The organism is Mycobacterium sp. UM_Kg1 (assembly GCF_000972925.1).
Classification (GTDB): domain Bacteria; phylum Actinomycetota; class Actinomycetes; order Mycobacteriales; family Mycobacteriaceae; genus Mycobacterium; species Mycobacterium hiberniae.
Map to the genome: position 1 here is coordinate 1 of NZ_JRMK01000058.1, position 24587 is coordinate 24587.

A 24587-nucleotide genomic window follows, 5' to 3' on the forward strand; every position below is an offset into this window, starting at 1 on the left:
CCAGCGCCGCCCGCACCGCCGTTGCCCCCGAACTGGCCATCGCCACCGTCGGTACCGTTGCCACCATTGCCGAACAAGAACGCTGCGTTGCCACCAACGCCGGGGGTGCCGTTGATCGGACCGGACCCCTCGGCAGCGAAGGTATGCATCGGCGCTTGGGTGCCAGCTGCATCAGCTGACCCAGCATTACCGCCGTTACCAAAGAACCACCCAGCGTTACCACCGCTGCCGCCGTAGCCGTAGCCGTTGCCGCCGTCGCCGAACAGCAGTCCGGCATTACCGCCGTCAGGGTTATCGGCTGTACCGTCAGCGCCGTCGCCGATCAGGTACTGCCCCGACATCGAGTTGACGAAGTTGGAAAACAACTGACCATCAGAGCTGTCGATCCAGGTCTCGATCGAGGTGTACAGCGGGACGTAGACGAACTCGCTGAACAAAGCCGTGCCGAAGTCCTGATCGCCCAGGTTGACCAGCAGGGCGTCCCAGTTGTCTTGCAGGAGCAGGGCGTCCCACGCCGCACCGAGAGTGTCGGTGTCGGCCCACGTCGAGGACTCGAACAACGAGGACACCGTATCGATGATCACGTCACCGACCTCGGCGTGCGCTGCGGGCGCCGTGGTCAGCGGCGCCACCCCGAACGCCAGGAAAGCGCTCAACGCCCCGGCCGCCCCGAGCTCACGCCTCCGCATCCCCAACCGACGCGACGAACGACGTTGCCCAGCGTTACACCGACCGGTCATGCACATGCTCCTTTTTGGCAGGGGAGGAACTCCAGGCCAGTGCCCACGACCGGGATTGGAAGAGAAGTCAGACACCCCGAATGGGCTCACGGTTTCATTAAAAATACCTTAAGTCCACATAAACGGCCAGCTTGCCTCGATTCGGCGACGAGTTAACAGCCAGCGCCACTGTTGACGCGGAACGACCCTGCAGCCGTCGAGTCCCATCCCTAGGACCGGCCCGACCAGCGATGCTGGCGAGACCGGTCGCCCAAACGCCGCAGGGCTGCGGACCTTGCACCTCGCCCCGGATCGCCGGACGCTGCGGCGTTCCTCGGCCGTAAAAGGATTAGCTGATCCCTAAGACAATCACCCGCACAGCGTAGGCCCGCGACCTCGTTTTACCTGTTCAGGGCACACCGCTGGCTAGGTCAGGATGGTCAGTTCCTTGGGGAACCGAGTCAGCAGGTCCGGGGGTGTCCCGGCGGGCGCCGAAGGTCCACCGCCGACCACCAGCGTGTCCTCGATGCGGACGCCGCCACGATCGGCCAGATAGACGCCGGGCTCTACGGTCACCACAGCACCGGCAAGCAGTGTCCCGTCGGCCGTCGCATTGATTCCGGGCGCTTCGTGAATTCGCAGCCCCACCCCGTGCCCGAGGCCGTGCCCGAAGGTCTCGGCGTAGCCGGCTTCGCCGATCACCGTCCGTGCGGCCGCATCCACCTCACGCAGTGCCGCACCCGGGCGCAGGGCCTCCCGGCCGGCCCGCTGCGCGGCCTCGACCACCGCGTAGATCTCCCGCTGCCAATCGGCGGGCGGCCCCAGCACGAAGGTGCGGGTCATGTCCGAGTGGTAGCCGGCCACCAGCGCCCCGAAGTCGATCTTGACGAAATCGCCGGCCGCCAGCACCGCGTCGGTGGGACGGTGATGCGGGATCGCCGAATGCGGACCCGCCGCCACGATCGTCTCGAACGACGGCGCGTCGGCACCGTGGTCAAGCATCAAGGCCTCCAGCTCGCGGGCGACGTGGCGCTCCGAACGCCCCGGACGCAGGCCGCCGCGCTCCACCAGGTCTGTCAGGGCCGCGTCGGCCGCCTCACAGGCCAGTCGCAGCAGGGCCACTTCCCCGGCGTCCTTGACCTCCCGCAAGGCCTCCACCGTGTTCGAGGCCCGGACCAGCTCGACGGGCCTTTCGGTGGCGGTCGCCGGCAATGCCGCCGCCAAGGCGTCGAATTGGTCCACGGTCACCACGTGCGCCTCGAAGCCGACCCGGCGGGCCCCGGCCGCCGCGGCTTCGCCGATCAGGTGGCACGCGCCGCTGCGTTCGATGGCGACGTGCAGGTCGGGCGCCTGCCGGGCGGCCTGGGTGCGGTAGCGGCCGTCGGTGGCCAGGACCGATGCCCGATCGTCGGCGTAGACCAGCAGCGCGCCGGCCGAGCCGGTGAATCCGGACAGATAGCGCACGTTGATCAAGTCGGTGACCAGCATCGCGTCCAAGTCCAGGGCTTCGATTGCGGCACTGAGACGCGCCCTGCGGGAGGAATGTGTCACGCGGTGTGACGGTACTCGCTACGCTGTGGCCCCATGAGCAAGTGGTTTCGGCGTGGACTGGTCTTCGCCGCTGTGATGGTCGTGGTCCGCCTCATCCAGGGGGTGTTGATCAATGCCTTCGAAGCGCAGGCGGGTCTGATCAGCCTGGTGCTGATGATCTTGTTCGCGATCGCCGTGTTCGTCTGGGGTCGTTCCGACGGCCGCGAGGACGCCAAGGCCGAAGCCGACCCGGACCGGCGCAGCGACCTGGCGATGACCTGGCTGGGCGCCGGACTGGTGGCCGGGCTGCTCAGTGGATTCGTCTCGTGGGTTATCGGCCAGTTCCACAAGGGGCTCTACATCAGCTCGTTCTTCAACGAGCTGACCAGCTTCGCGGCCTTCACCGCACTGCTGGTGTTCGTGGTGGCGGTGGCCGGCGTGGCGCTCGGCCGTCGTGCCATCGACAAGGAGTACGAGAAGCACCCGGAGCGCCGCCCCGTCCCGGCCGCGCAGGAGCAGAGCCAGCCGACCGACGTGTTCGCCACCGTCGGGGCTCCGGTTGTCGCCGCCGAGGAGACCGACGCCGTATCGGCGCAGACCGCGCCCGAGGCGACGTTGGCCGGCCCCGCATCGGGCTTCACCACCGAGGAGTTCCCGGCCGACGCCGATGCCGAGGCCACCACCGAGTTCCCGGCGATCAAGGACGACGGCGCCGACGCGGCTCAGTCCGACGACTCAGCGGCCGACGACTCCGCCAAGTAGCGCAACGCCAGCAGATAACCGCGCACCCCGAGGCCGACGATCACCCCGTCGGCAACCGGGCTCAGGTAGGAGTGCCGCCGAAAGTCTTCGCGCGCATGCACATTGGAGATGTGCAGTTCGATGAGCGGGGCGCGCAGCTCGGCACAGGCGTCGCGCAGCGCCACCGAGGTGTGCGTCAGTCCGCCGGCATTGAGAATCACCGGTTCGGCGGCGTCGGCCGCGGCGTGAATCCAGTCCAGCAGCTCGGCTTCGCTGTCGCTCTGGCGCACCACGACCTCGACCCCGAGCTCGGCCGCTTCCCGTTCGATCAGCGCCTGCAGGTCCGCATAGCTGGTGCTGCCGTAGACCTCCGGCTCACGCCGGCCCAGCCGCTGCAGGTTGGGGCCGTTGATGACGTTGATCCTGCTCATCGTCGCTCCAATCGGAAGCGCCGCCCCACCTCGTCGTAGGCGGCGGCCAGCAGCATCGGGTCGGGACCTTCCAGCCGGCCAGGCTTGGCCAGGCCGTCCAGTACCACGAACCGCAGCACACCGGCTCGAGTCTTCTTGTCCCCCATCATGTATTCCAGCAGCGCCGGCAGCGCGTCCTCGTAGTAGCTGACCGGCAGTCCCAGCGACAGCAGGATCGAACGATGCCGATCGGCGGTCGCGTCATCCAGGCGTCCGGTGATGCGGGCCAGTTCGGCGGCGAACACCAGTCCGACCGACACCGCGTCGCCGTGGCGCCATTGGTAGTGCTCCAGGGCTTCGATGGCGTGCGCCAAAGTGTGCCCGTAGTTGAGGATTTCGCGTAGGTCCGACTCTTTCTCGTCGGCTGCGACCACCTCAGCCTTGACGGTGATCGCCCGCCGGATCAGCTCGCCGAGCACCTCGCCCGCCGGATCCATCGCCGCGGCGGGATCGGCCTCGATCAGGTCCAGAATCACCGGGTCGGCGATGAAGCCGGCCTTGACGATCTCCGGCATGCCCGCGACGATCTCGCGCTTGGGCAACGTCTCCAGCGTGGCCAAATCGACGACCACAGCGGCGGGCTGGGGAAATGCCCCGACCAGGTTCTTGCCCGCTTCGGTGTTGATGCCGGTCTTCCCGCCGACCGCGGCGTCCACCATCGCCAGCAGCGTGGTGGGCACGTGCACGATCGAAATGCCGCGCAGCCAGGTCGCCGCGGCGAATCCCGCGACATCGGTCGCCGCGCCGCCGCCCAGACTGACCAGTGCGTCGCGGCGGTCCAGGCCGATGCGCCCCAGCACGTCCCAGATGAATCCGAGCACCTGCAGGGACTTACCGTCCTCGGCGTCGGGAATCTCGATGCGGTGCGCCTCGATCCCCTTGTCGGCGAGGTAGGTTCGGATTCCCTCTGCTGTCGCCTCCAGCGTCGGCTGGTGCAGGATCGCGACCTTGTTCCGCCCGGCGAGCAGCCCGGCGAGATCACCGAGCAGGCCTTTGCCGATCACCACCGGGTACGGCCGGTCGGTGGCCACCGTCACGGTGATGGGCTCGGGTATGTCGGTCACTTTCGTCCTCCGGTCTGTCGGGCGGCCAGGGTGGCGGGCGTGGGCGGCGCCCCGGCGGGTGCCGCCGGCGGCGGGGTCGTTCGGCCGGTGGTCGCGCCGGCCTCCAGCCGAGACACGATATAGCGCACGACTGCCCCCGGGTTGCGCCGGTTGGTGTTGACCCGGATCGTCGCGAGCCGCCGGTACAGCGGCACCCGCTGCGACATCAGTTCGCGGTACTTCTCCGCCCGGCCGGGACCGGCGAGCAGCGGCCGGGCCGTGCTGCCCCCGGTGCGCCGGATGCCTTCGGCGGCGCTGATCTCCAGGAATACCACCGGATGTCCGGCCAATGCGTCACGCACTCCGGGTGTGGTCACGGCTCCCCCGCCGAGTGACAACACACCGGGGTGCTCGGCCAGCGCCTCCCGAATCACCTCTTCTTCGATACGGCGGAACTCCGGCTCGCCGTCGGTGGCGAAGATGTCGGCGATGGTCCGCCCGGCGCGGGCTTCGATGGCGGCATCGGTGTCGAGGAACTCCACATCGAGGGCCTTGGCCAGGCGCCGTCCGATGGTGGACTTGCCCGCCCCGGGCAACCCCACCAGAACCGCTCTGGGCGTCACCGCTGCCGCCGATGCAGAACGGAGTGAGCAGAAGAGGGCGGCGTGTGCACGGTGCCTACCCCGATGCCGAATCCTGGTCGGCGACCGGCACCCGCTCGGCCACCGAACGGCGATAGCCCTCGATGTTGCGGCGGGTCTCGGCCAGCGAGTCGCCGCCGAACTTGGCCAACGCGGCACGTGCCACCACCAACGCCACCATGGCTTCTGCCACCACACCGGCGGCCGGTACCGCGCACACGTCCGAGCGCTGGTGGATTGCGACGGCTTCCTCGCCGGTGGCCATGTCCACGGTGGCCAGGGCCCGCGGCACCGTGGAGATCGGCTTCATCGCCGCACGCACCCGCAACGGCAGGCCGTTGGTCATTCCGCCCTCCAGGCCGCCGGCCCGGTTGGTGGAGCGCATCACGCCGTCCGGACCGGGGTACATCTCGTCGTGCGCTGCGCTGCCCCGGCGGCGAGCGGTGGTGAAGCCGTCGCCGATCTCGACGCCCTTGATCGCCTGGATCCCCATGATCGCCGCGGCCAGTTGGCTGTCGAGGCGGTCATCGCCGCTGGTGAAGGAGCCCAGTCCGATCGGCAGGCCGGACACCACCACCTCGACCACGCCGCCCAGGGTGTCGCCGCCGGCCTTGGCCGCCTCGATCTCGGCGATCATGGACGCTTCGGCCTGCCCGCAGAACGCGCGCACCGGGCTGGCGTCGATGGCGGCCAGGTCCGCCGGTTGCGGCACCGGACCGTCGTAGGGTTCCGAGGCGCCGATCGAGATCACGTGGGAGATCACCTGCACCCCCAGTGCCTGGTCCAAAAACGCCCGGGCAATGGTGCCGGCGGTGACCCGCGCGGCGGTCTCGCGGGCGCTGGCACGTTCGAGCACCGGGCGGGCGTCGTCGAAGCCGTACTTGAGCATGCCCGCGAAGTCCGCGTGGCCGGGCCGGGGCCGGGTGAGCGGCTCATTGCGAGCACCGCCCTCGCCGGCCAGCACGGCCGGGTCCACCGGATCGGTGGCCATCACCGTCTCCCACTTGGGCCATTCGGTGTTGCCGATCTCCACGGCGATCGGACCGCCCAGCGTGACCCCGTGCCGCACCCCGGACAGCACGGTGACCGCATCGGCCTCGAACTTCATCCGCGCCCCGCGGCCATAGCCCAGCCGACGACGGGCGAGCTGCCCGGCGATGTCGGTCGAGGTGACGGTCACCCCGGCGACCATGCCCTCGACCATGGCGACCAGCGCGCGACCGTGTGATTCCCCGGCAGTTATCCAACGCAACACGTGTCTCATCTTCCCATGCCGGTCAGGCCCACCCGGGCTTGGAGGAGTTTACGGTTGCGGACAGGTACCACCGGGGCCGCACAAACCGGCAGGAGGTCCGGTTTGCGCGCGCAGGGCGGCTCAGGAACCGTTTTTAAGGATCAGGTAGGTGACGGCATCCGGGCCGTTGCTCGGCGAGGTCACCGCTTTGAGCTGGCTGCCGGCATTGCCGACCACCCCGTCGAGGATCTGGTCGAAATCCTCAGCTGACGCCTCGGGATCGATCAGCACCAACGGAGAATCGCCGGGCGACACGGCGGTATTCGGATCCAGCAGATAGCCGCCGAGCGGATCAGCGTTGGCCGACGAGGTCTGCGCAAACAGGTCCAACCACTGCACGGTGGCGTCGGTTCCCTCGGCACTGGACAGCTGAACCGCCGGCACCTGCACGTCAGGCAGGGACGGCGAAGCCATGTTGCTGGCCAGAACGGTGCCGCCGACGACAACCGCACCAGCAGCGGCCACGCCCCCAATCACAGCTCGCTTCACGGTCACCCCCTCTTGGCTACACCCGGTACATAGCAGGTCAATACGGTTGATATTAGCTAAAAATGGGCTGAGCGGCAAACATATCCTGGCAAGATCACATTCGCCGTTAATTTGCTTTCCCTCAGCTCAGCACGTGGATGCATCCCGCGATCAGTGCGTGTTCAGCGCATTCCCAGGCCGGTGGCCACCGCGCTGGCCAGGCACATCGAAGGCCCGTGCGCGACGGTCCGGCCGCCGCGCGCCAGCGCTGTGTACAGCCCGCACAGCCCGGTCAGCAGCGGCGCCGACACGGCGGCCAGCAGCCATACGTCGGCCCCGAAGGAGCCGGTGAGCGCCCCCAGCCCAACCGCCAGCTTCACGTCGCCGGCCCCCAATCCGTCCGGCGCGACCAGGTGCACCACCAGATACACCCCGGTCAGCGCTGCCGCCCCGGCCAGCGCGGCGGGCCCCCGCCCGGCCGCGAAGGCCGCCGCGGGCACCGCCACGGCGGCGGGCAGCGTCAACCAGTTCGGCAGGCGGCGCTGCCGGAGGTCATAGCCGCTCAACAGCGTCAGCCATACCACGACCAGGCCCGCCACCATGGCGTCATGCTCAGGCCGGCTCAGCGATCGCGCAAGTCATCTCCGCGCGGGGCGCAGGCCGGCCGGTGAACAACTCGACCTGGGTGAACGCCTGGTGCAGCAGCATCTGCAGGCCGCTGATCACGGTTCCCCCGGCGGCGCTGACGGCAGCCGCCAGCGGCGTGGGCCACGGGTCGTAGATCGCGTCCAGCAGCACCGGCACCCCGGCCAGCACCGGCGCGTACCGCGCGGCGACGTCGGCCGGCAGCGTGCTGACCATCACCGAGGCCGCAGCGGCCGCCTGGACCAGGGCCGGGTCGTCGAGGGCACAGAAACGCGCCGACACGCCCATCTCGGTCGCCAGGGCAACCAGGCGAGCAGCCTTGTCAGGGTTGCGTGCGGCCACCGTGATGTGGCCGACCCCCAGTTCGGTCAGGCCCACCACTGCGGCCGGGGCGGTGCCGCCCGACCCCAGCACGACGGCCTCCCCGGACACCGGCCCGGCCGTCCTCAGCGCCCCGGCGACCCCGTCGACGTCGGTGTTGTCGGCCAACCACCCGGTCGCGGTGCGTACCAGCGTGTTCGCCGAACCGATGCGCTCGGCGCGCCGGGTCCGCTCGTCGGCCACCGCCAGGGCCGCGAACTTGCCCGGCATGGTGACCGAGAGTCCGACCCATTCCGGCCCGAGGCCGGCGACCAGTGCCGGCAATTCCTGCGCGCCGCACTCGATGCGCTCGTAGGTCCAGTCCTGCAGGCCCAGGGCCCGGTAGGCAGCCAGGTGCAGCTGGGGTGAGCGGGAGTGGGCGATCGGCGATCCCAGTACCGCGGCCCGGCGCGGTCCGGGCTCAGCGGGAACTGTCGAGGACACCGTTGTCCAGCGCCATCTCGATATTGTTCAGGTGCTGCTGATAGTTGTGGGTGAACAATGTGGTGCCGTCCTTGTCGATCGTCACGAAGTACAGCCAGTCTCCGGGTTCCGGGTGCTCGGCAGCGTCGAGGGCGTCTCTGCCCGGCGAGCAGATCGGCGTGGCCGGCAGCCCCTCGGAGGCATAGGTGTTCCAGGGCGTCACCTTGGCGCGGTCGGCGTCGCTGGTGGCCACCTCCTGGCGGTCCAGCGGATAGTTGACCGTCGAGTCGAATTCCAGCCGCTGCGGCACCCCCAGCCGGTTGTCGATGACCCGGGCCACCTTGGCGAAGTCGTGCGGAAGCGCCTCCCGCTGCACCAGCGAGGCCACCACCAGCATTTCGTAGGGGGTCATGCCCACCTGCTCGGCGATGGCCGGCAGGCCGGAGCGGTCCAGCTCGGCGCTGCTCTGACTGATCAGCTTCGCCAGCACAGTCGACGCCGTCGCGGTGGGATCCACGTTCCAGGTGCCGGCGGTGATCAACCCCTCGATGCGGCGGTGGTCGTGCCCGAGCCGGGTGACCGGCCCCAGCGCCCAGCCCGGGACCGCCAGGGCCTCGGGAGTCTCGGTCTCGGCGGCGCGCCGCAGCTCTTGAGCCGTCAGGCAGTGCCGCTCGCCGTTGAGCTCCAGACAGCTGGCCTCGGCGATCAGCGTGAACAGTCCAGCGGTCACCCGCTCGGTCTTCATGTCGGTGGTGTCGTCGAGCTGGCGCCCTTCGGGAATCACCAGCTTGCCCACCCGGTTCGCCGGGTCGGTGAGCTGCCGTACCGCGCTGGCGGCCGGGATCTCGGTCCGCAGCCGGTAGAACCCGGGCTGGATCGCCGCTATGGCGGAGTTGCCCTGCGCGGCACTGAGGAAGGTCGCGACATCGGCGATCACCCCGGCATTGCGCAGCGTCTCGCCGACCGCGGTCGTGTAGTCGCCCTCGCGGACCTCGATCAGCACCTGTGGGCCGCCATCGCCGGTGAAGTCGACCACCGGACCGCGCGCGTGCCACAGCTTGGAGCCCACGAACACCGCGGCGATCAGCACCAGGGCAACCGCCCCGATGCCAAGACCGCGGACCAGGCGGCGCTGCCGGTTGCGCTGGCGCCGCGACCGCCTCTCACGGGCCCGCTCGGTCCGGCTCATCCGGCGCCGCGGCGGCCCGACCGCTGCCGGTTCGGCTCGCTTCCCCGCCTTGGCGTCAGACATCGTCGTCCTCCGTCGGCAGGGCCGAGCCGCTCAGGGCCCGGCGCTGGTCGAGCCAGCTCTGCAGGATCGTCACCGCGGCCGCTTGGTCGATCACCGACCGCTGCCGTTTGGAGCGCACACCGGCCGCGTGCAGGTCGCGCGCCGCGCTGACCGTGCTCAGACGCTCGTCGGCCAGCCGCACCGGGGCGCGCCGGCCGCGCTGCGCCAGCACCCGGGCCAGGCCGTCGGCAACGCCGAGGGCGTCCTGCGCGGCCGACCCGGCCCGGTCCGCCAGGGTCCGGGGCAGGCCCACCACCACTTCGACCACGTCGTATTCGTCGGCCAGGTCGGCCAGCCGGCGCAGGTGCGATCCGGACGAGTGCCGCCGAACGGTCTCCACCGGGGTCGCCAGCAGGCCGTCGGGGTCGCAGCAGGCCACCCCGATACGCACGCTGCCCACATCCACCCCGAGCCGCCGGCCGCGGCCGGGATCGTCCGGTCCGCCGGGCCGGTCCGGGCTTCGATGGTGGGGTGAGGTCACGCCGGCGCGCTCCGGGCGACCGCCGCACGGAGCGCCGCCAACGCGGCATCGATTCCGCCGGGGTCCTTGCCGGAGCCCTGCGCCAAATCGGCCTTGCCGCCGCCGCGGCCCGAGACCGCCGCCGCCACATCCTTGACCAGATCGTCTGCGCGCAGCCCGAGTTCCTGCGCGGCGGCGTTGGCGGCCACGACGTAGGGCACGCTGTCTTCGCCGTCGGCGATCAGTGCCACCACAGCGGGCTCCTGCCCCAGCTTGCCGCGAATATCGCCGACCAGCGACCGCAGGTCGCCGGCACCGATGCCCGCGGGCATCCGCTGCGCCACGAGACGGACGTCACCGACCTTCTCGGCGCCGGCCGCGGCCGTCGAGGCCGCCGCCCGCGCATTGGCCAGCCGGACGCGGTCCAGTTCCTTCTCGGCCGCGCGCAGCCGTTCCACCAACGTCGCCACCCGCGCGGGCACTTCCTCGGAGGGCACCTTGAGCGAGGAGGCCAGGCCGGCCATCAGCGCACGCTCTTTGGCCAGATGCCGGAAAGAGTCCAGCCCCACGTAGGCCTCGACGCGGCGCACCCCGGAGCCGACCGAGGATTCGCCCAGGATAGTCACCGGGCCGATCTGCGCCGAGCTGCCCACATGCGTCCCGCCGCACAGCTCCAGGGAGAAGGGGCCGCCGATCTCGACCACCCGCACCTTCTCCGGGTAGCGCTCGCCGAACATCGCCATGGCCCCCATGGCTTTGGCCTTCTCGAGGTCTTCGGTGAAGGTGTGGACCTCGAAGTCAGCCTGTACGGCCTCGTTGGTGACCTCCTCGACCTGGCGGCGCTGCTCATCGGAGAGCGCCCCCTGCCAGTTGAAGTCGAACCGCAGATAGCCCGGCCGGTTCAGCGAGCCGGCCTGAACAGCGTTGGGCCCCAGCACTTGCCGCAACGCGGCGTGCACCATGTGGGTGCCCGAGTGGCCTTGGGTGGCACCCTTGCGCCAGGTGGGGTCGACGGCCGCGGTGACCGTGTCGCCCTCGACGAATTCGCCGGACTCGACGTTGACCCGGTGCACGAACAGCGTCTGAGCGATCTTCTGCACGTCGGTCACCATGGCCTTGGACGGCCCGGAGGTGATGGTGCCCACGTCGGCGATCTGCCCACCGGCTTCGGCGTAGAGCGGGGTGCGGTCGAGCACCAGCTCGACGCGATCGGGGTGCCCCCCGACGCCGGCCGTGTCGTGGGACACCACGGGCACCCTCTTGCCGTCGACGAAGATGCCCAGAATGCGGGCGTCCGTGGTGAGCGTGTCGAACCCGGTGAACTCGGTGGGTCCGGCGTCGATCAGCTCCCGGTAGGCGGTCAAGTCGGCGTGCGCGTGCTTGCGGGCGGCGGCGTCGGCCTTGGCGCGCCGGCGCTGCTCGGCCATCAGGGCGCGGAAACCGGACTCGTCGACCTGCAGTCCGGCCTCCGAGGCCATCTCCAAGGTGAGCTCGATCGGAAAACCGTAGGTGTCGTGCAGGGTGAAGGCATCGCTGCCGGACAGCACCGTGACCCCGGCGGCCCTGGTCGCCGCCGCTGCTTCGTCGAACAGCTTGGATCCCGACGCCAGGGTCCGGTTGAACGCAGTCTCCTCGGCCACCGCGATCCGGCTGATCCGGTCGAAGTCGGTGACCAATTCCGGATAGGAGGGCCCCATGGCGTCGCGCACGGTGGCCATCAGCTCGCCGACTATCGGCCCCTCGATACCCAGCAGCTTGGCCGAGCGGATCACCCGGCGCAGCAGCCGGCGCAGCACATAGCCACGGCCGTCATTGCCCGGGCTCACCCCGTCGCCGATCAGGATCGCCGCGGTGCGGGAGTGATCGGCGATGATCCGATAGCGCACGTCGTCGGCTTCGTTGCCGGTGTTGTAGCCGCGCGGCGCCCGGGTCGCGACCAGGTCGATGACCGGGCGGACCAGGTCGGTCTCGTAGACGTTGTGCACGCCCTGCAGCAGGAAGGCGACCCGTTCGATCCCCATCCCGGTGTCGATGTTCTGGCGCGGCAGCGGTCCGAGGATCGCGAAGTCTTCCTTGGAGGTGCCCTCGCCCCGCTCGTTCTGCATGAAGACGAGGTTCCAGATCTCGATGTAGCGGTCCTCGTTGGCCACCGGGCCGCCGTCGACACCGAACTCCGGGCCGCGGTCGTAGTAGATCTCCGACGACGGTCCGCAGGGTCCCGGGATACCCATCGACCAGTAGTTGTCGGCCATGCCCCGGCGCTGGATCCGCTCGAGCGGCAGTCCCGCGATCTCCTGCCACAACGCGATGGCCTCGTCGTCGTCGAGGTAGACCGTGGCCCACAGCCGTTCCGGGTCCAGCCCGTATCCGCCGTCGTCGAGACTGTTGGTCAGCAGCGTCCAGGCCAGCTCGATGGCGCCGCGCTTGAAGTAGTCGCCGAACGAGAAGTTGCCGGCCATCTGGAAGAAGGTGTTGTGCCGGGTGGTGATGCCCACCTCGTCGATGTCCGGGGTCCGGATGCACTTTTGGATGCTGGTGGCAGTGGCATACGGAGGGGTCTGTTGGCCCAGGAAATAGGGCACGAACTGCACCATGCCCGCATTGATGAACAACAGGTTGGGGTCATCCAGGATGACCGAAGCGCTCGGCACTTCGGTGTGGCCCGCTTTCACGAAGTGATCGAGGAAGCGCTTCCTGATCTCGTGTGTCTGCACTTTCTATCGCTTCCCGCCGTCTCGCCCGTTTCGACGGCACTACAGTACCGGTCTGCCGATCGTCGCCTCGGCAGGCAAGGATCCTCAGGTGGCGTCGGCGCCGACAAAGCTCAGTCGCACGCTGCGGCGGGGGTTGTCGCGGTTGAGGTCGACCAGCACCACCGACTGCCAGATTCCCAGAAGTGGCTCGCCGTTCGCCACCGGCACGGTGATCGACGGCGCCACGATCGCAGGCAGCACGTGATCGGCCCCGTGTCCCGGCGACCCGTGCGCGTGGCGATAGCGCTCGTCGCGCGGCAGGAGTCGCTCGAGCGTGTCGACCAGATCGGAGTCGGACCCGGCGCCCGTCTCGATGATCGCCACTCCCGCCGTCGCGTGCGGCACGAAGACGTTGCACAGCCCGTCGCCGTGGCCGGCGCAGAACGCGCGAACCTGCTCGGTCAGGTCGACGGTTCGGCGCCGGGAGGTGTCGATCTCGAGCACTTCGGTGTTCACCGCTCCAGAGTAGGAGCTCGCGTTCGGGCCGCGAGCAGACACGGAGTCGCGCCATTTGTCCGGTGATCATGCGTTTCCGCGTCTGATCGCGCTGGGTCAGCGCCACCCATTGATCAGCGCCACCCGTGCCAGAGTGTTCTGCGCCATCTTCGCGTGCGCCGCGTCCACCAGCACCCCGTCGATCCCGACAGCGCCCAGCCCCTTCGCCTCACCCTCGCGGTAGGCCGCCATGTTGCGTTCGGCCAGCGCGATCTCCGCGGCGGTCGGCGAGAACACCGTGTTGGCGACCGGAATCTGAGTCGGATGGATCGCCCACTTGCCGGTGAAGCCGTACAGCGAGGACCGGCGGGCTTCGGACACGTAGCCGTCCAGATCTGCGTAATCGGGGTAGGGCGAGTCGATGGCCTCGAGGCCGGCAATACGAGCCGCTACCAGAACCTTGTTTCGGGCGTAGTGCCAGAAGTCACCCGGGTAGTCCCAGATCGGCACGAAGTTGGTGTCCACCCGCGCGCCCTGGGACAGTGAGAAGTCGCCGACCCCGAAGATCAGCGCATCGATCCGCGGGCTGGCCTTGGCGATTTCCTCGACATTGGCCAGCCCCTCGACCTCCTCGATGAGCACCTCGAGGCGGATCTGGCGTTCCAGACCGAGTTTGGCCTCCAGTTGGGTGAGCAGCAGATCGACCCACCAGACATCACGGGCGCTGCAGGCCTTGGGCACCACGATGGTGTCCAGGTTGTGGCCCGCGGCGGTGACGACCTCGATGATGTCGTCGTGGCACCACTGGGGGTCCAGACCGTTGATCCGGATAGCCCGCGCGGTGCGCCCCCAGTCCAGTTCGTTCAGCGCGGTGATCACCTTGGCGCGGGCACCGACTTTCTCGGCGGGCGCGGTCGCATCCTCCAGGTCGAGGAAGACCAGGTCGGCCTGCGAGGCAGCCGCCTTGGCGAACATGTGGTCGTTGGCAGCCGGTACGGCCAACTCGGAACGGCGCAACAGCATGGGCGATCTCCTTACTCACAGCACGCCGCGGGCGTGCAGGTCGTCGATGTCGGATGAGGTGAGGTCAAGCAGGTCGCGGTAGACCTCGGCGTTGTGCTCCCCCAAGCGCGGGCCCAGGTGCTCCACCCGCCCGGTGGCACCGGAGAAGCGCGGCACCGGGGCCTGGACGGTCATGGCGCCGAGTTCGTCGTCGTCGACCTGGACAAAGACTTTGCGGTGCGCCAGCTGCTCGTCGGCCACCAGGTCGGTGATGTCGTACACCGCTGCGGCCGCGACCTGTTCGGCGTCGAAAACCGCCATGGCGTCGTCCAGGGTCTTGGTCGCCACCCAGTCGGCGACCACTCGGTCGACTTCGGCGGCGCGGGCCAGCCGGCGCTGCGGGTCGCTGAAGTCAGCGTCGTCGACCAGGTCGGCGCGCCCGATCGCCCGAAACACCCGTAGCGCCAACGCCGGTGAACTGCCCGACATGGCCAGCCAGCGGCCGTCTGCGGTGCGGTAGGTGTTGCGCGGCGCCGAGATGTCCCAGCGGTTGCCGGCTCGGGTCGGCACCAGCCCGAGTTGGTCGTAGCCCAGCAGGGTCTGCTCCAGCAGCCGGGCCAGCGGGTCGATGAGATTGACGTCGATCAGCTGACCCGAAGCACCGTGCACGTCGCGGTGGTACAGCGCCATCATCACCGCATAGGCGGCGTTCAGCGATGCGACGCCGTCGGCCAGCATGAACGGCGGCAAAGTGGGTGGGCCGTCGGTTTCACCCGTGATGTTGGCGAACCCGCTCATCGCCTCACCGAGGGTGCCGAAGCCCGGCCTGTCACTCTTCGGACCAGAGAGCCCGAAGCCGGTGATGTGCAGCATCACGATGCGGTCGTTGACCGCGCGCAACGCCTGGTAGTCCAGGCCCCACCCGCGCAGCGTCTGCGGACGGGTGTTGGCGACCACCACATCGGCGTGGGCCACCAGCTTGCGCACCAGTTCCTGGCCTTCAGGCAGCCGCAGGTTGCAGGTGATCGAACGCTTGTTGCGCGACACCGACTTCCACATCAGCCCGACGCCGTCGCGCTGGTTGCCCCAGCTGCGGATCGGATCTCCGGAGCCGGGTTGCTCGACCTTGATGACGTCGGCCCCGAACTCGCCGAGGTAGGTGGCCGCCAGCGGCGCCGCTGCCAACGTGGCCAGATCGAGCACCCGGATGCCGGCGAGCATCGCGCCCGTCATGCCGCGACGGGCCGGGGCAGGCCCAGATGCTCACGCAGGGTGTTGCCTTCGTAGCGGGTGCGGAACAGTCCGCGACGCTGCAGCTCGGGGACCACCATCCGGACCACGTCCTCGTAGGAGCCCGGCGCATGGGTGGCGGCCAAGACGAAGCCGTCGCAGGCGCCGCCGTGGAACCACTCCTCCATCTGGTCGGCAACCTGGGATCCGGTGCCGACGAAGCGCGGTCCCTGCAACAGCGTGGCCCGGTGCCCGGCCAGGTCGCGCAACGTGACGGTGTCACCGCCGATATGGGCGCGCAAGTTCTGCACCAGTCCGCGGATTCCCGACACCGAGGCGATCAACTCGTCGGTGATCGGATCGTCGAGGTTGTGCTGCGCGAAGTCGTAGTTCATCAGCTCGGAGAGCAGCGTGAGCGACGCCATCGGGTGCACCAGGTCGTGGAGCAGGGTCTGTTCGCGGTCCTTGGCCTGGGCCTCGGTCTCTCCGACCACCGTGTAGGCCATCGGGCAGAGCTTCACCGTGGCGGGATCACGCCCGCAGTCGCCGATGCGTGCCTTCTGATCGGCGTAGTGACTGCGCGCCACGTCGATACCCGGGTCCCCGGTGAAGATGAGATCCGCCCAGCGGGATGCGAAATCGCGTCCCCGCCCTGACGATCCGGCCTGCAGGATCACCGGACGGCCCTGCGGGGCGCGCGGTACCGTCAGCGGGCCGCGCGAGGAGAAGTACTCGCCGATGTGGTTGAGTTCGTGCACCTTGGACGGGTCGGCGAAGATGCCGGCTCCGCGGTCCGCCACGATCGCGTCGTCTTCCCAGGTGTCCCAGAGCCCGGCGACGACGTCGAGGAACTCGTCCGCGCGGTCGTAGCGTTCGTCGTGGCTGAGATGGCTTTCCCAGCCATAGTTGTGGGCCTCGCTGTCATTGACCGAGGTCACTACGTTCCACGCCGCCCGGCCACCCGACAGGTGATCGAGGCTGGCGAAGGTGCGGGCCACGTGGAACGGCGGGTAATAGGTGGTGGAGTACGTGGCACCCAGGCCGATCTTCGAGGTCGCCTGGGCGAGAACGCCGAGCACGACGGATAGATCCAACTTCACCGGCCGCGCTCCGTAGCGAACCGCTTCCGCGACCGAGCCGCCGTAGATGCCCGGCATCGCCAGCCTGTCGTCGAAGAACATCAGATCGAAACAGCCCTCTTCGAGCTGCCGGCCGATCTTGGCGTAGTAGGAGGCGTCGAGGTAGCCGTGCTCGGTGGCGGGGTGGCGCCACGATCCGGCGTACACCGAGGTATTGCCGGCTTGCATGAAGGCGATGAGCGCCATCTGATCGGTTCGCGAAGTCACAGGTGATATCTACCATCTGATATATCAGATATCAACTATGGCATTTGCGCATGTCGTACGATTCCTGCCGTGACGGCAAACAATGTCGATATCGGGGGCACCGTGCGCGAGCGCGCGGCCCGCGAGCTGCGCAACCGCATCCTCACCGGCGTGCTGGCGCCGGGAACCCGCCTCGACCTCGACGCCATCACCACGGAGTTCGCCACCAGCCGCACGCCCGTGCGCGAAGCCCTGCTGGAGCTGTCCTACGAGGGCCTGGTGGAGGTCGCACCGCGCAGCGGCGTCACGGTGATCGGGATTCGCCCCGAGGATGTGCTGGACAGTTTCACCATCCTGGGCGTGCTGACCGGGCAGGCCGCTGCCTGGGCCGCCGAGCGGATTTCCCCCGCCGACGTCGAGCGCCTGCGCACGCTGGTCGCCGAAGTCGAGGCCCTGCACGGCTCGGACGCCATCGGCGACGCCAACTGGCAGTTCCACCAGGAGATTCATCGGGCCGCTCATTCGCCGCAGCTGCTCAACCAGATCCGCCACGCGGCGCGAGTGGTACCGACCAACTTCCTGACGGTGTTCCCCGAGCACGAGCACCATTCGCTGGAAGATCATCGCAAACTCGTCGCGGCGCTGGCCGCCGGTGACGCTGAGGGATCGCGCACCATCGCCGAACAACACGTACTCGATGCCGGGCGCTCGTTGGCCGATTGGCTGGCCCAAGCCGGCGCGGCTGGCTGACGAAAACGCCCGGAACGCTCAAGGCCATGACGGCGCCGGCGTGCCCGGGCGCCTGACCCTCGGCGAATCAGTGCAGCTCGCCGCAGCGACCGGGTGTCAGCGGCGGCGGATGATCGCCCGTAGTCTCGCCAGCCGCGCGCCGATCTCCCGTTCCGCACCTCGTGCGGTTGGCTGATAGTAATCCACCCCGATCAAATCATCTGGTGGATACTGTTGCGGCACAACACCGTCGGGATGATCATGGGCGTACCGATAACCCACCGCATTGCCCAACGACTGTGCACCCGCGTAGTGCCCGTCCCGCAGGTGCGCTGGGACCGCCCCGGCTTTCCCCGCTCGGACGTCCGCCATCGCCGCGCCCAGCGCAGTGGTCACCGCGTTAGACTTCGGGGCGGTGGCCAGGTGCATGGTGGCGTGCGCCAGTGTCAGTTGCGCCTCGGGCATGCCGATCAGCGCGACGGTCTGCGCGGCGGCCACCGCGGTCTGCAGCGCGGTCGGATCGCCCATCCCGATGTCTTCACTGGCCAGAATCATCAGCCTGCGGGCGATGAATCGAGGGTCCTCCCCCGCAACCAGCATCCGGGCCAGGTAGTGCAGCGCGGCATCGACGTCAGAGCCGCGAACCGACTTGATGAAGGCGCTGATGACGTCGTAGTGCTGGTCGCCGTCGCGGTCGTAGCGCACCGCGGCTTGATCCAGGGAGCCCTCGACGACCTCGACCGTCACCCGCCCACCCGCCTCGGCGGCCACCTCCAGTGCGGTCAGTGCTCGGCGGGCGTCCCCGGCGGCCAGCCGAACCAGCAGGTCGACGGCGTCGGGAGCCACCTCGATGCGTCCGCCCAGGCCGCGTTCGTCGTCGATGGCGCGGCGCACCACCGTGGCGATGTCCTCGGGACCCAGCGGCCGCAGTTGGAGGATCAGCGACCGGCTCAGCAGCGGGGCGACCACCGAGAACGACGGGTTCTCCGTGGTGGCGGCCACCAGCAGCACTACGCGGTTCTCGACCGCGGCCAGCAAGGCGTCCTGCTGGGTTTTAGAGAACCGGTGCACCTCATCGATGAACAGCACGGTCTGCTCGCCGTAGGCGGCCGCGCGTCGCGCGGTGTCGATCACGGCGCGCACCTCTTTGACCCCGGCGCTCAGCGCCGAGAGCGCCTCGAATCGTCGGCCGGTTGCGCCGGAGATCAGCGAGGCCAACGTGGTCTTTCCGGTGCCGGGCGGCCCGTAGAGGATGACCGAGGCCGCCCCGGAACCGTCGACCAGGCGACGCAGTGGGGAGCCCTGCCCCAGCAGGTGATCCTGGCCGACCACTTCGTCGAGACTGGCCGGACGCATCCGCACCGCCAACGGCGTGGAGGCGCCGCCGGGCCCATTCGGTTCCGGCGCCGGCGCACCCGTGAGGTCGAACAGTCCGTCGGACACGACTTCAGGCATACCATGCGCAGCCGCTGCTCGCCCTCACCCGCGCGGCCGCGCCGCCGGCCCTCGACGCGCAATCACCCCGCGAACGTCTTACCGGCACGCAGATCCTCATTGCCCGCGTTGAACCGCTCGCGACGGTAAGCCGCGGCGGCGCGGCTCAGCCCGATTGCGTCACGAAGTCAATGAGCTCCTCGACGCGGCCGATCAGCTCGGGCTCCAGATCGGTCCAGTCCCGCACCCGGCTGCGGATGCGTTGCCAGGCCGCCGCGATGTCGGCCTGCCCGCCGTGCGGCCAGCCCAGGGCGTCGCAGATACCGTGCTTGAACTCCACGGTGCGCGGGATCTTCGGCCACGCCCGCAGCCCCAGTCGCGCCGGCTTCACCGCCTGCCAGATGTCGACGTAGGGATGCCCCACGATGAGGGTGTGGGCGCCGCCCGGCCCGCGGCGCACCGTCTCGGCGATGCGGGTCTCTTTGGATCCCGCGACCAGGTGATCGACGAGCACGCCGAGCCGGCGGCCGGGCCCGGGCCGGAATTCGGCCACGATTGCCGCCAGATCGTCGATGCCGCCGAGGTACTCGACCACCACTCCCTCGACGCGCAGGTCCTCGCCCCAGACCTGTTCGACCAGTTCGGCGTCGTGGCGGCCCTCCACATAGATCCGGCTGGCCAGCGCGACCTTGGCACGCGCTCCGGGCACCGCCACCGAGCCCGACGCCGTGCGGGCCGGCGGCCGGGCAGCGGCCGGCCTGGGTTCGATCAGGATCACCGGCTTGCCGTCGATCAGGTAACCGGGGCCGACGGGAAAGCCGCGGGTACGCCCGTGCCGGTCCTCCAAGTCCATCCGTCCGTAGGCGACTCGCACGACGGCGCCGACGAAGCCGCTCTGGGCGTCTTCGACCACCATGCCGCGTTGCACCGGGACCTCGACCGAGCGGCTCTTGCGGGCGGTGTGCGGGTTGTCGGCGAGGATGTCGGATCCATAGCGGTCTGCCACCCGAGGCAGCCTAGGGGCGCACGGGCGCGCTGCGGGTGAACCGGGCGCGGCGATTCAGGCGTTTTTTTCCGGACGGCGTCGCGGCCCGCGCTCGGCGCCTCAGTTGTCACTCTCGACACAACAGCCACTTGAGCAACAAGAGTCACTCAATAACTTCTTAATTTCTAAGAGATCTCTCGCAACATACGTAACAATAACAACTCAGTTAACTAGAACATCTCTTATCACTTTTTACTCAATAAGAACAACAAACTCATTTGCATCATTAGGTGACTGAAATGTGTTTTTTTATCATTCATCGCGTTATGCTCTGAAACCTCATTGATATACACCTATCACGGAGGTTGTGATATGTACCGGAACACGGCACGGCGTGTCGTGCGGTTCGGACGCCAACGGCTGACATGGGCCACGTCCGGGCTGATCACCGGGGGGATCATGGGCACAATGCTGTCCTCGGCGGGGGTAGCCCACGCCGACAATATGGCGATCGGCTGGGACGCGGTCGCACAATGCGAATCGGGCGGTAATTGGGCCGCCGACACCGGGAACGGCTTTTACGGCGGACTGCAGTTCAAACCGTCGACTTGGCGCGCATTCGGCGGGGTGGGGTCACCGGCCAAGGCCACCCGGGAGCAACAGATCGCCGTAGCCAACCGGGTCCTCGACGAGCAGGGCCCCTACGCCTGGCCGAAATGCGGGCCGGGCCGAGTATTTCCGTCATCGGTCAAAGGCTGGGTGCCGCCGGCCATGCGCCAGCTGCTCAAGCCGTTCTGGTGAGCGCGCCTACCGCGCCTTAGCCGCCAGCACCGCCTGGGTCTGGGTGACCCGGGCGACCAGCCCGCCGTCGTCGTCGCCGAGATCGGTCTGCACCACGATGGTGCTCCGCCCGACATGCAGCGGAACGCTGGTCGCCGTCACGGTGCCGTCGCGTACCGCGCGGAAGAAATTCGTCTTCGACTCGATGGTCGAGGTGGCGGCGCCCCGCGGCAGGTTCATGACCGGGCAGACCGCGCCAGCCGTGTCGGCGAACGCCATCAGCGCTCCCCCATGCAGCATGCCACCGGTGGTGCAGCGCTCCGGCGCCCACGCCATGGTCGCACGCACCAGTTGCGGTGCCAGTTCGCCGAATTGGATCTGCAGGACGGCCGCGAACGGCATGTTGGCGACAACCAGTCGGGCGTACTCAGCCGAATCCATGCCTGCCAGCTTCGACCACGCCTGCGGGCGGTGTCCAGCGGGTGCCTCAGCGCTGTTGAGGCACCGCGTCGATCCCGGCTTCCTTGCGCTGCGCCGCGGTGATGGGCGCCGGAGCGTCGGTCAGTGGATCGATTCCACCGCCGGACTTGGGGAACGCAATGACCTCGCGGATCGAGTCCACGCCGGCCAGCAACGCCACGACCCGGTCCCAGCCGAACGCCAGCCCGCCGTGCGGCGGAGCGCCGAAGCTGAAGGCGTCCAGCAGGAATCCGAACTTCTCGTTGGCCGCCGCCTCGTCGATTCCCATCACCTTGAAGACCTGCTGCTGGACATCGCGCCGATGGATACGGATAGAACCGCCACCGATCTCGTTGCCGTTGCAGACCACGTCGTAGGCGTCCGCGAGCACCGAGCCGGGGTCGGTCTCGATGCGATCGGCGTGTTCCGGCTTGGGCGAGGTGAAGGCGTGGTGCACCGCGGTCCAGGCTCCGGAGCCGACCGCCACGTCACCGGCGGCGGTGGCGTCGTCGGCCGGCTCGAACAGTGGCGGGTCCACCACCCACGTGAACGCCCAGGCGTTCGGGTCGATCAGGTCCAGACGCCGGGCGATCTCGCCGCGAGCCGCCCCCAGCAGTGCCCGGGACGGCTTGGCCGGCCCGGCTGAGAAGAAGATGCAGTCGCCCGGCGCGGCACCGACGTGCCCGGCCAGCCCGGCCCGTTCGGCATCGGTGAGGTTCTTGGCCACCGGACCGGACAGCTCCCCGTCCGCACCGACCAGCACGTATGCCAGCCCCTTGTGACCGCGCTGCTTGGCCCACTCCTGCCAGCCGTCCAACGTGCGGCGCGGCTGCGACGCCCCGCCCGGCATGACCACCGCCCCCACGTAGGGAGCCTGGAACACTCGAAAAGTGGTGTCGGAGAAGAACTCTGTGCACTCCACCAGTTCCAGTCCGAAACGCAGATCGGGCTTGTCGGACCCGAACCGGCGCATCGCCTCGGCATAGGTGATGCGGGGCAACGGCAGCGGCAGGTCGTAGCCGATCAGGGCCCACAGCGCCTTGAGCACCTCCTCGGCGACGGCGATCACATCCTCGGCGTCGACGAAGCTCATCTCCAAGTCCAGCTGGGTGAACTCCGGCTGGCGGTCGGCCCGAAAATCCTCGTCGCGGTAGCAACGGGCGATCTGGTAGTAGCGCTCCATGCCGGCCACCATCAGCAGCTGCTTGAACAGCTGCGGACTCTGCGGCAACGCATAGAACGAGCCGGGCTGCAGCCGCGCCGGGACCAGGAAGTCGCGGGCGCCCTCGGGCGTGGAACGCGTCAGCGTGGGAGTTTCGATCTCGACGAAGTCGTGCTCAGCCAAGACCGCCCGGGCCGCCGCGTTGACCCGGGAACGAAGCCGCAGCGCGGCGCCGGGACCGTCTTCGCGACGCAGGTCCAGGTAACGGTGCTTGAGCCGGGCCTCCTCACCGGCCGACTCATCGAGCTGAAACGGCAGTGGCGCGGCCTCGTTGAGCACAGTCAGCGCAGTGGCGTTCAGTTCGATGGCCCCGGTGGGCAGGTCCGGATTCTCATTGCCCTCGGGCCGGACCTCGACAACACCGGTCACCGCCACACAGAACTCGGCCCGCAGCCGGTGCGCCTGCTCAAGCACAGCGGGGTCACGGAACACCACCTGTGCGACTCCCGAAGCGTCACGCAGGTCGATGAAGATGACCCCGCCGTGGTCGCGCCGGCGCGCCACCCAACCGGCAAGCGTGACGCTGCGCCCGGCGTCGGTGGCCCGCAGTGAGCCGGCGTCGTGGCTGCGCAGCACGAATACCCCCTTGGCGATGGATGGTTCGGTAACGTTTTGACCGCCGCCAAGTCTAGAGCCCTGTTGTCGCCCTGCCCCGCGCCGGTCGGTGCTTTAAGCTGGCTCACTGTGACTAACGGGACCGATGACCTCGACTTCGACTACGACGACGACGAGGACGAGGTCTATGACGACGAAGCCGCTGAGCCCAAACAGAACAAGAGCCTCAAGTGGGGGCTGGCCGCCGTTGTCGTGCTGGCCGTGGTCGCACTGGTCCTGGTCGGGGTGGTGCTGCTGGGCGGCGACCCCGGCAAGAGCACGCTGGACGGCTCAACCTCCAGCCGTAACGCGGCCGCTGCGGGCATCGCCAGCGCGGACGACACCGGGCCGGTCTCGATCGTCATCAGCGACCCCAGCTGCACCGCGTGGGTCTCGATCAGTGGCAATTTGTCCAGCACCTTGTCCATGCTGGGACACGGCCACTGGAATGAGCGCGACCAGTCGATCCCGGCATCGGCGTGGAACGACGAGCAGAAGCGGGAATACATGGCCGCCGGGCAGGTGGTGCGCAACGCCGCCGCCCAGGCCGTCGGCCTGGTGAAGCTGACCCCGCATCGGGTGATGCGTGAACTCTACGAGCAGTTCATCGCCTACGCGCGGACCTTCGTCGAGCACATCCCCACCTACACCGAGCGCGACGCCGCCCTGGCCGGGACCGCGCACAGCGCGGCGTCGGCGCTGGCGGCGATCTGCGCGGCCGCCAACAACGGCTCGGCGGCTGCCCGCGGACCACTGGTCGAGGCGCAGGCCTCCCCCACCAAGGTCGCTTCGCCGGGCAATCCCGCCAACCCGCAGCGCTACCTGACCGGGTCGAACTCGGTGTGCGCGGATTGGAAGGCCACGCTGGACAAATTCGGTGCCGATGCCGCCGAGTGGCACGGCATGGATCCCACCATCCCGGCGACGTACTGGAACCCGCAGCAGAAGGCGATCAACCTGGCAGTCGGGCCCGTCATGATCAGCCTGGCCAACAAGATGCAGCAGCTGGGCCGGCGCAGCAACAACCCCACCCTGCAAGACTTCGCGGAGCTGTCCGCGCAGTACCGGCGGGCGTTCGTGCTGGCACTGCCGACCTACGACCCCTCCGACAACTCGTTGGCCAACGCCGCGACCTTCCTGTCCACCACGGTGCTGGGGGCGTGTTCGTCGGCAGCTATCAGCTAACTGCGGCCAGCTAGCTGCAGCGCCCCGGTGACGGGGCGCGTCCCGCCCGGTGGACCGGGCGCGTCCCGGGGAGGCGGCGTCCGCACTCCCCGGCACGCGCACCCCTGGGACTGCCGAACGCCCGAAACCGGTTGGCTCTCATACGGTCAGGTTCGAAAAACGCACGAAGCCGGCGCAGCCTCTGTGGGCTGCGCCGGCTTCGTGAGGGCTTGCTGGGGCTCAGGCCCAGCTGGAACCGACCGACGCGTCGGTGTTGGCCATGTTGTTGCCGGCGGTCTGGACCTTCTGACCGTGGGAGTTGGCCTGCTCGTAGATGACCGCGAAGTTGCGGCCCAACTGCGTCACGAACTCCTGGCAGGCCACCGAACC

The 24587-nt window shown here is 68.8% G+C and carries 23 protein-coding genes and 2 pseudogenes; 4 read left to right on the forward strand and 21 right to left on the reverse strand.

Annotated elements, in window-relative coordinates; all coding sequences use genetic code 11:
• Together LI92_RS10870 and LI92_RS10875 are read right to left on the reverse strand one after the other, a co-directional pair.
• Positions 1-740, reverse strand: a pseudogene (locus LI92_RS10870) (hypothetical protein); the annotation flags it as partial.
• A 405-nt stretch (positions 741-1145) separates the two neighbouring features.
• Positions 1146-2270, reverse strand: a complete 1125-nt coding sequence (locus LI92_RS10875) for an aminopeptidase P family protein (protein ID WP_046318748.1) — start codon at positions 2268-2270, stop codon at positions 1146-1148.
• Positions 2271-2303: 33 nt separating this feature from the next.
• Here LI92_RS10875 and LI92_RS10880 point away from each other — a divergent pair, with 33 nt between their 5' ends.
• A complete protein-coding gene (locus LI92_RS10880; protein WP_046318751.1) occupies positions 2304-3011 on the forward strand; it encodes a B-4DMT family transporter in 708 nt (235 codons plus the stop codon).
• Here the strand turns inward: LI92_RS10880 and aroQ are convergent.
• From aroQ to LI92_RS10950, 14 genes are all read right to left on the reverse strand, one after another.
• Positions 2972-3421 carry a type II 3-dehydroquinate dehydratase gene (aroQ, locus tag LI92_RS10885; RefSeq protein WP_046318753.1) on the reverse strand — a complete coding sequence of 150 codons (450 nt, stop codon included), beginning with the start codon at positions 3419-3421 and terminating at the stop codon, positions 2972-2974. The two genes, LI92_RS10880 and aroQ, sit on opposite strands and share 40 nt — an antisense overlap.
• The gene (gene aroB, locus LI92_RS10890) at positions 3418-4524 is read right to left on the reverse strand and encodes a 3-dehydroquinate synthase (RefSeq protein WP_192830027.1); all 1107 of its coding nucleotides are present in this window, start codon (positions 4522-4524) and stop codon (positions 3418-3420) included. The genes aroQ and aroB overlap by 4 nt, the downstream gene beginning before the upstream one ends.
• The gene (locus LI92_RS10895) at positions 4521-5126 is read right to left on the reverse strand and encodes a shikimate kinase (RefSeq protein WP_046318754.1); all 606 of its coding nucleotides are present in this window, start codon (positions 5124-5126) and stop codon (positions 4521-4523) included. Before LI92_RS10895 ends, aroB begins: the two co-directional genes overlap by 4 nt.
• A 55-nt stretch (positions 5127-5181) precedes the next feature.
• Positions 5182-6399: a chorismate synthase gene (gene aroC / locus LI92_RS10900; protein WP_192830028.1), complete on the reverse strand. Its 1218-nt coding sequence runs from the start codon at positions 6397-6399 to the stop codon at positions 5182-5184.
• Between the two features lie 120 nt (positions 6400-6519).
• On the reverse strand, positions 6520-6927 hold the full coding sequence (locus LI92_RS10905; RefSeq protein WP_286135017.1) for a hypothetical protein: 408 nt from the start codon (positions 6925-6927) through the stop codon (positions 6520-6522).
• Positions 6928-7088: 161 nt separating this feature from the next.
• Positions 7089-7508 carry a prepilin peptidase gene (locus LI92_RS10910; protein WP_046318756.1) on the reverse strand — a complete coding sequence of 140 codons (420 nt, stop codon included), beginning with the start codon at positions 7506-7508 and terminating at the stop codon, positions 7089-7091.
• Positions 7509-7518: 10 nt separating this feature from the next.
• Positions 7519-8355: a shikimate dehydrogenase gene (locus LI92_RS10915; RefSeq protein WP_046318758.1), complete on the reverse strand. Its 837-nt coding sequence runs from the start codon at positions 8353-8355 to the stop codon at positions 7519-7521.
• The gene (locus LI92_RS10920; protein ID WP_046318759.1) at positions 8333-9586 is read right to left on the reverse strand and encodes an endolytic transglycosylase MltG; all 1254 of its coding nucleotides are present in this window, start codon (positions 9584-9586) and stop codon (positions 8333-8335) included. Before LI92_RS10920 ends, LI92_RS10915 begins: the two co-directional genes overlap by 23 nt.
• The gene (gene ruvX, locus LI92_RS10925; protein WP_046318761.1) at positions 9579-10106 is read right to left on the reverse strand and encodes a Holliday junction resolvase RuvX; all 528 of its coding nucleotides are present in this window, start codon (positions 10104-10106) and stop codon (positions 9579-9581) included. Before ruvX ends, LI92_RS10920 begins: the two co-directional genes overlap by 8 nt.
• Positions 10103-12799 carry an alanine--tRNA ligase gene (gene alaS, locus LI92_RS10930; protein WP_046318763.1) on the reverse strand — a complete coding sequence of 899 codons (2697 nt, stop codon included), beginning with the start codon at positions 12797-12799 and terminating at the stop codon, positions 10103-10105. Before alaS ends, ruvX begins: the two co-directional genes overlap by 4 nt.
• An 84-nt stretch (positions 12800-12883) precedes the next feature.
• Positions 12884-13282, reverse strand: a complete 399-nt coding sequence (locus tag LI92_RS10935) for a secondary thiamine-phosphate synthase enzyme YjbQ (RefSeq protein ID WP_192830030.1) — start codon at positions 13280-13282, stop codon at positions 12884-12886.
• A gap of 108 nt (positions 13283-13390) precedes the next feature.
• The gene (locus LI92_RS10940) at positions 13391-14296 is read right to left on the reverse strand and encodes an HpcH/HpaI aldolase/citrate lyase family protein (protein ID WP_046318765.1); all 906 of its coding nucleotides are present in this window, start codon (positions 14294-14296) and stop codon (positions 13391-13393) included.
• A 15-nt stretch (positions 14297-14311) separates the two neighbouring features.
• Complete coding sequence (locus LI92_RS10945; protein ID WP_046318784.1) at positions 14312-15496, reverse strand: CaiB/BaiF CoA transferase family protein; 1185 nt, start codon at positions 15494-15496, stop codon at positions 14312-14314.
• Positions 15497-15504: 8 nt separating this feature from the next.
• A complete protein-coding gene (locus LI92_RS10950; RefSeq protein WP_046318786.1) occupies positions 15505-16830 on the reverse strand; it encodes an LLM class flavin-dependent oxidoreductase in 1326 nt (441 codons plus the stop codon).
• 90 nt (positions 16831-16920) lie between these two features.
• On the opposite strand from LI92_RS10950, the gene LI92_RS10955 reads away from it, so the two are divergent.
• Entirely contained in the window at positions 16921-17580 is a 660-nt protein-coding gene (locus LI92_RS10955) for a GntR family transcriptional regulator (RefSeq protein WP_046318766.1), read from the forward strand.
• Between the two features lie 96 nt (positions 17581-17676).
• Here LI92_RS10955 and LI92_RS10960 read toward each other — a convergent pair whose 3' ends face one another.
• Together LI92_RS10960 and LI92_RS10965 are read right to left on the reverse strand one after the other, a co-directional pair.
• Positions 17677-19014 carry a replication-associated recombination protein A gene (locus tag LI92_RS10960; protein ID WP_192830029.1) on the reverse strand — a complete coding sequence of 446 codons (1338 nt, stop codon included), beginning with the start codon at positions 19012-19014 and terminating at the stop codon, positions 17677-17679.
• 145 nt (positions 19015-19159) lie between these two features.
• The gene (locus LI92_RS10965; RefSeq protein WP_046318773.1) at positions 19160-19999 is read right to left on the reverse strand and encodes a DUF3097 domain-containing protein; all 840 of its coding nucleotides are present in this window, start codon (positions 19997-19999) and stop codon (positions 19160-19162) included.
• 438 nt (positions 20000-20437) lie between these two features.
• Between LI92_RS10965 and LI92_RS24335 the strand changes: the two genes are divergently transcribed.
• Positions 20438-20779 (forward strand): transglycosylase family protein, encoded by a 342-nt coding sequence (locus tag LI92_RS24335; protein ID WP_046318788.1) that lies wholly within the window; start codon positions 20438-20440, stop codon positions 20777-20779.
• Between the two features lie 6 nt (positions 20780-20785).
• Here LI92_RS24335 and LI92_RS10975 read toward each other — a convergent pair whose 3' ends face one another.
• A complete protein-coding gene (locus LI92_RS10975; RefSeq protein WP_046318775.1) occupies positions 20786-21199 on the reverse strand; it encodes a PaaI family thioesterase in 414 nt (137 codons plus the stop codon).
• Between the two features lie 46 nt (positions 21200-21245).
• Entirely contained in the window at positions 21246-23015 is a 1770-nt protein-coding gene (gene aspS / locus LI92_RS10980; RefSeq protein ID WP_046318776.1) for an aspartate--tRNA ligase, read from the reverse strand.
• A gap of 108 nt (positions 23016-23123) precedes the next feature.
• On the opposite strand from aspS, the gene LI92_RS10985 reads away from it, so the two are divergent.
• Complete coding sequence (locus LI92_RS10985; protein WP_046318778.1) at positions 23124-24218, forward strand: ESX-1 system-associated protein; 1095 nt, start codon at positions 23124-23126, stop codon at positions 24216-24218.
• Positions 24219-24437: 219 nt separating this feature from the next.
• On the opposite strand, the pseudogene LI92_RS22320 reads toward LI92_RS10985, so the two are convergent.
• Positions 24438-24587 (reverse strand): annotated as a pseudogene (locus tag LI92_RS22320) (type VII secretion protein EsxI); the annotation flags it as partial.

Bases quoted from the DNA above. Each gene is read 5' to 3' on its own strand.
- LI92_RS10945 (WP_046318784.1), bottom strand. From the start codon at position 15,496: ATGCTCGCCGGCATCCGGGTGCTCGATCTGGCCACGTTGGCAGCGGCG.
- LI92_RS10940 (WP_046318765.1), bottom strand. From the start codon at position 14,296: ATGCTGTTGCGCCGTTCCGAGTTGGCCGTACCGGCTGCCAACGACCAC.
- LI92_RS10950 (WP_046318786.1), bottom strand. From the start codon at position 16,830: ATGGCGCTCATCGCCTTCATGCAAGCCGGCAATACCTCGGTGTACGCC.
- LI92_RS10880 (WP_046318751.1), top strand. From the start codon at position 2,304: ATGAGCAAGTGGTTTCGGCGTGGACTGGTCTTCGCCGCTGTGATGGTC.
- LI92_RS10975 (WP_046318775.1), bottom strand. From the start codon at position 21,199: ATGGATTCGGCTGAGTACGCCCGACTGGTTGTCGCCAACATGCCGTTC.
- aroQ (WP_046318753.1), bottom strand. From the start codon at position 3,421: ATGAGCAGGATCAACGTCATCAACGGCCCCAACCTGCAGCGGCTGGGC.
- LI92_RS10960 (WP_192830029.1), bottom strand. From the start codon at position 19,014: ATGCCTGAAGTCGTGTCCGACGGACTGTTCGACCTCACGGGTGCGCCG.
- LI92_RS10910 (WP_046318756.1), bottom strand. From the start codon at position 7,508: ATGGTGGCGGGCCTGGTCGTGGTATGGCTGACGCTGTTGAGCGGCTAT.
- LI92_RS24335 (WP_046318788.1), top strand. From the start codon at position 20,438: ATGGGCACAATGCTGTCCTCGGCGGGGGTAGCCCACGCCGACAATATG.
- LI92_RS10920 (WP_046318759.1), bottom strand. From the start codon at position 9,586: ATGTCTGACGCCAAGGCGGGGAAGCGAGCCGAACCGGCAGCGGTCGGG.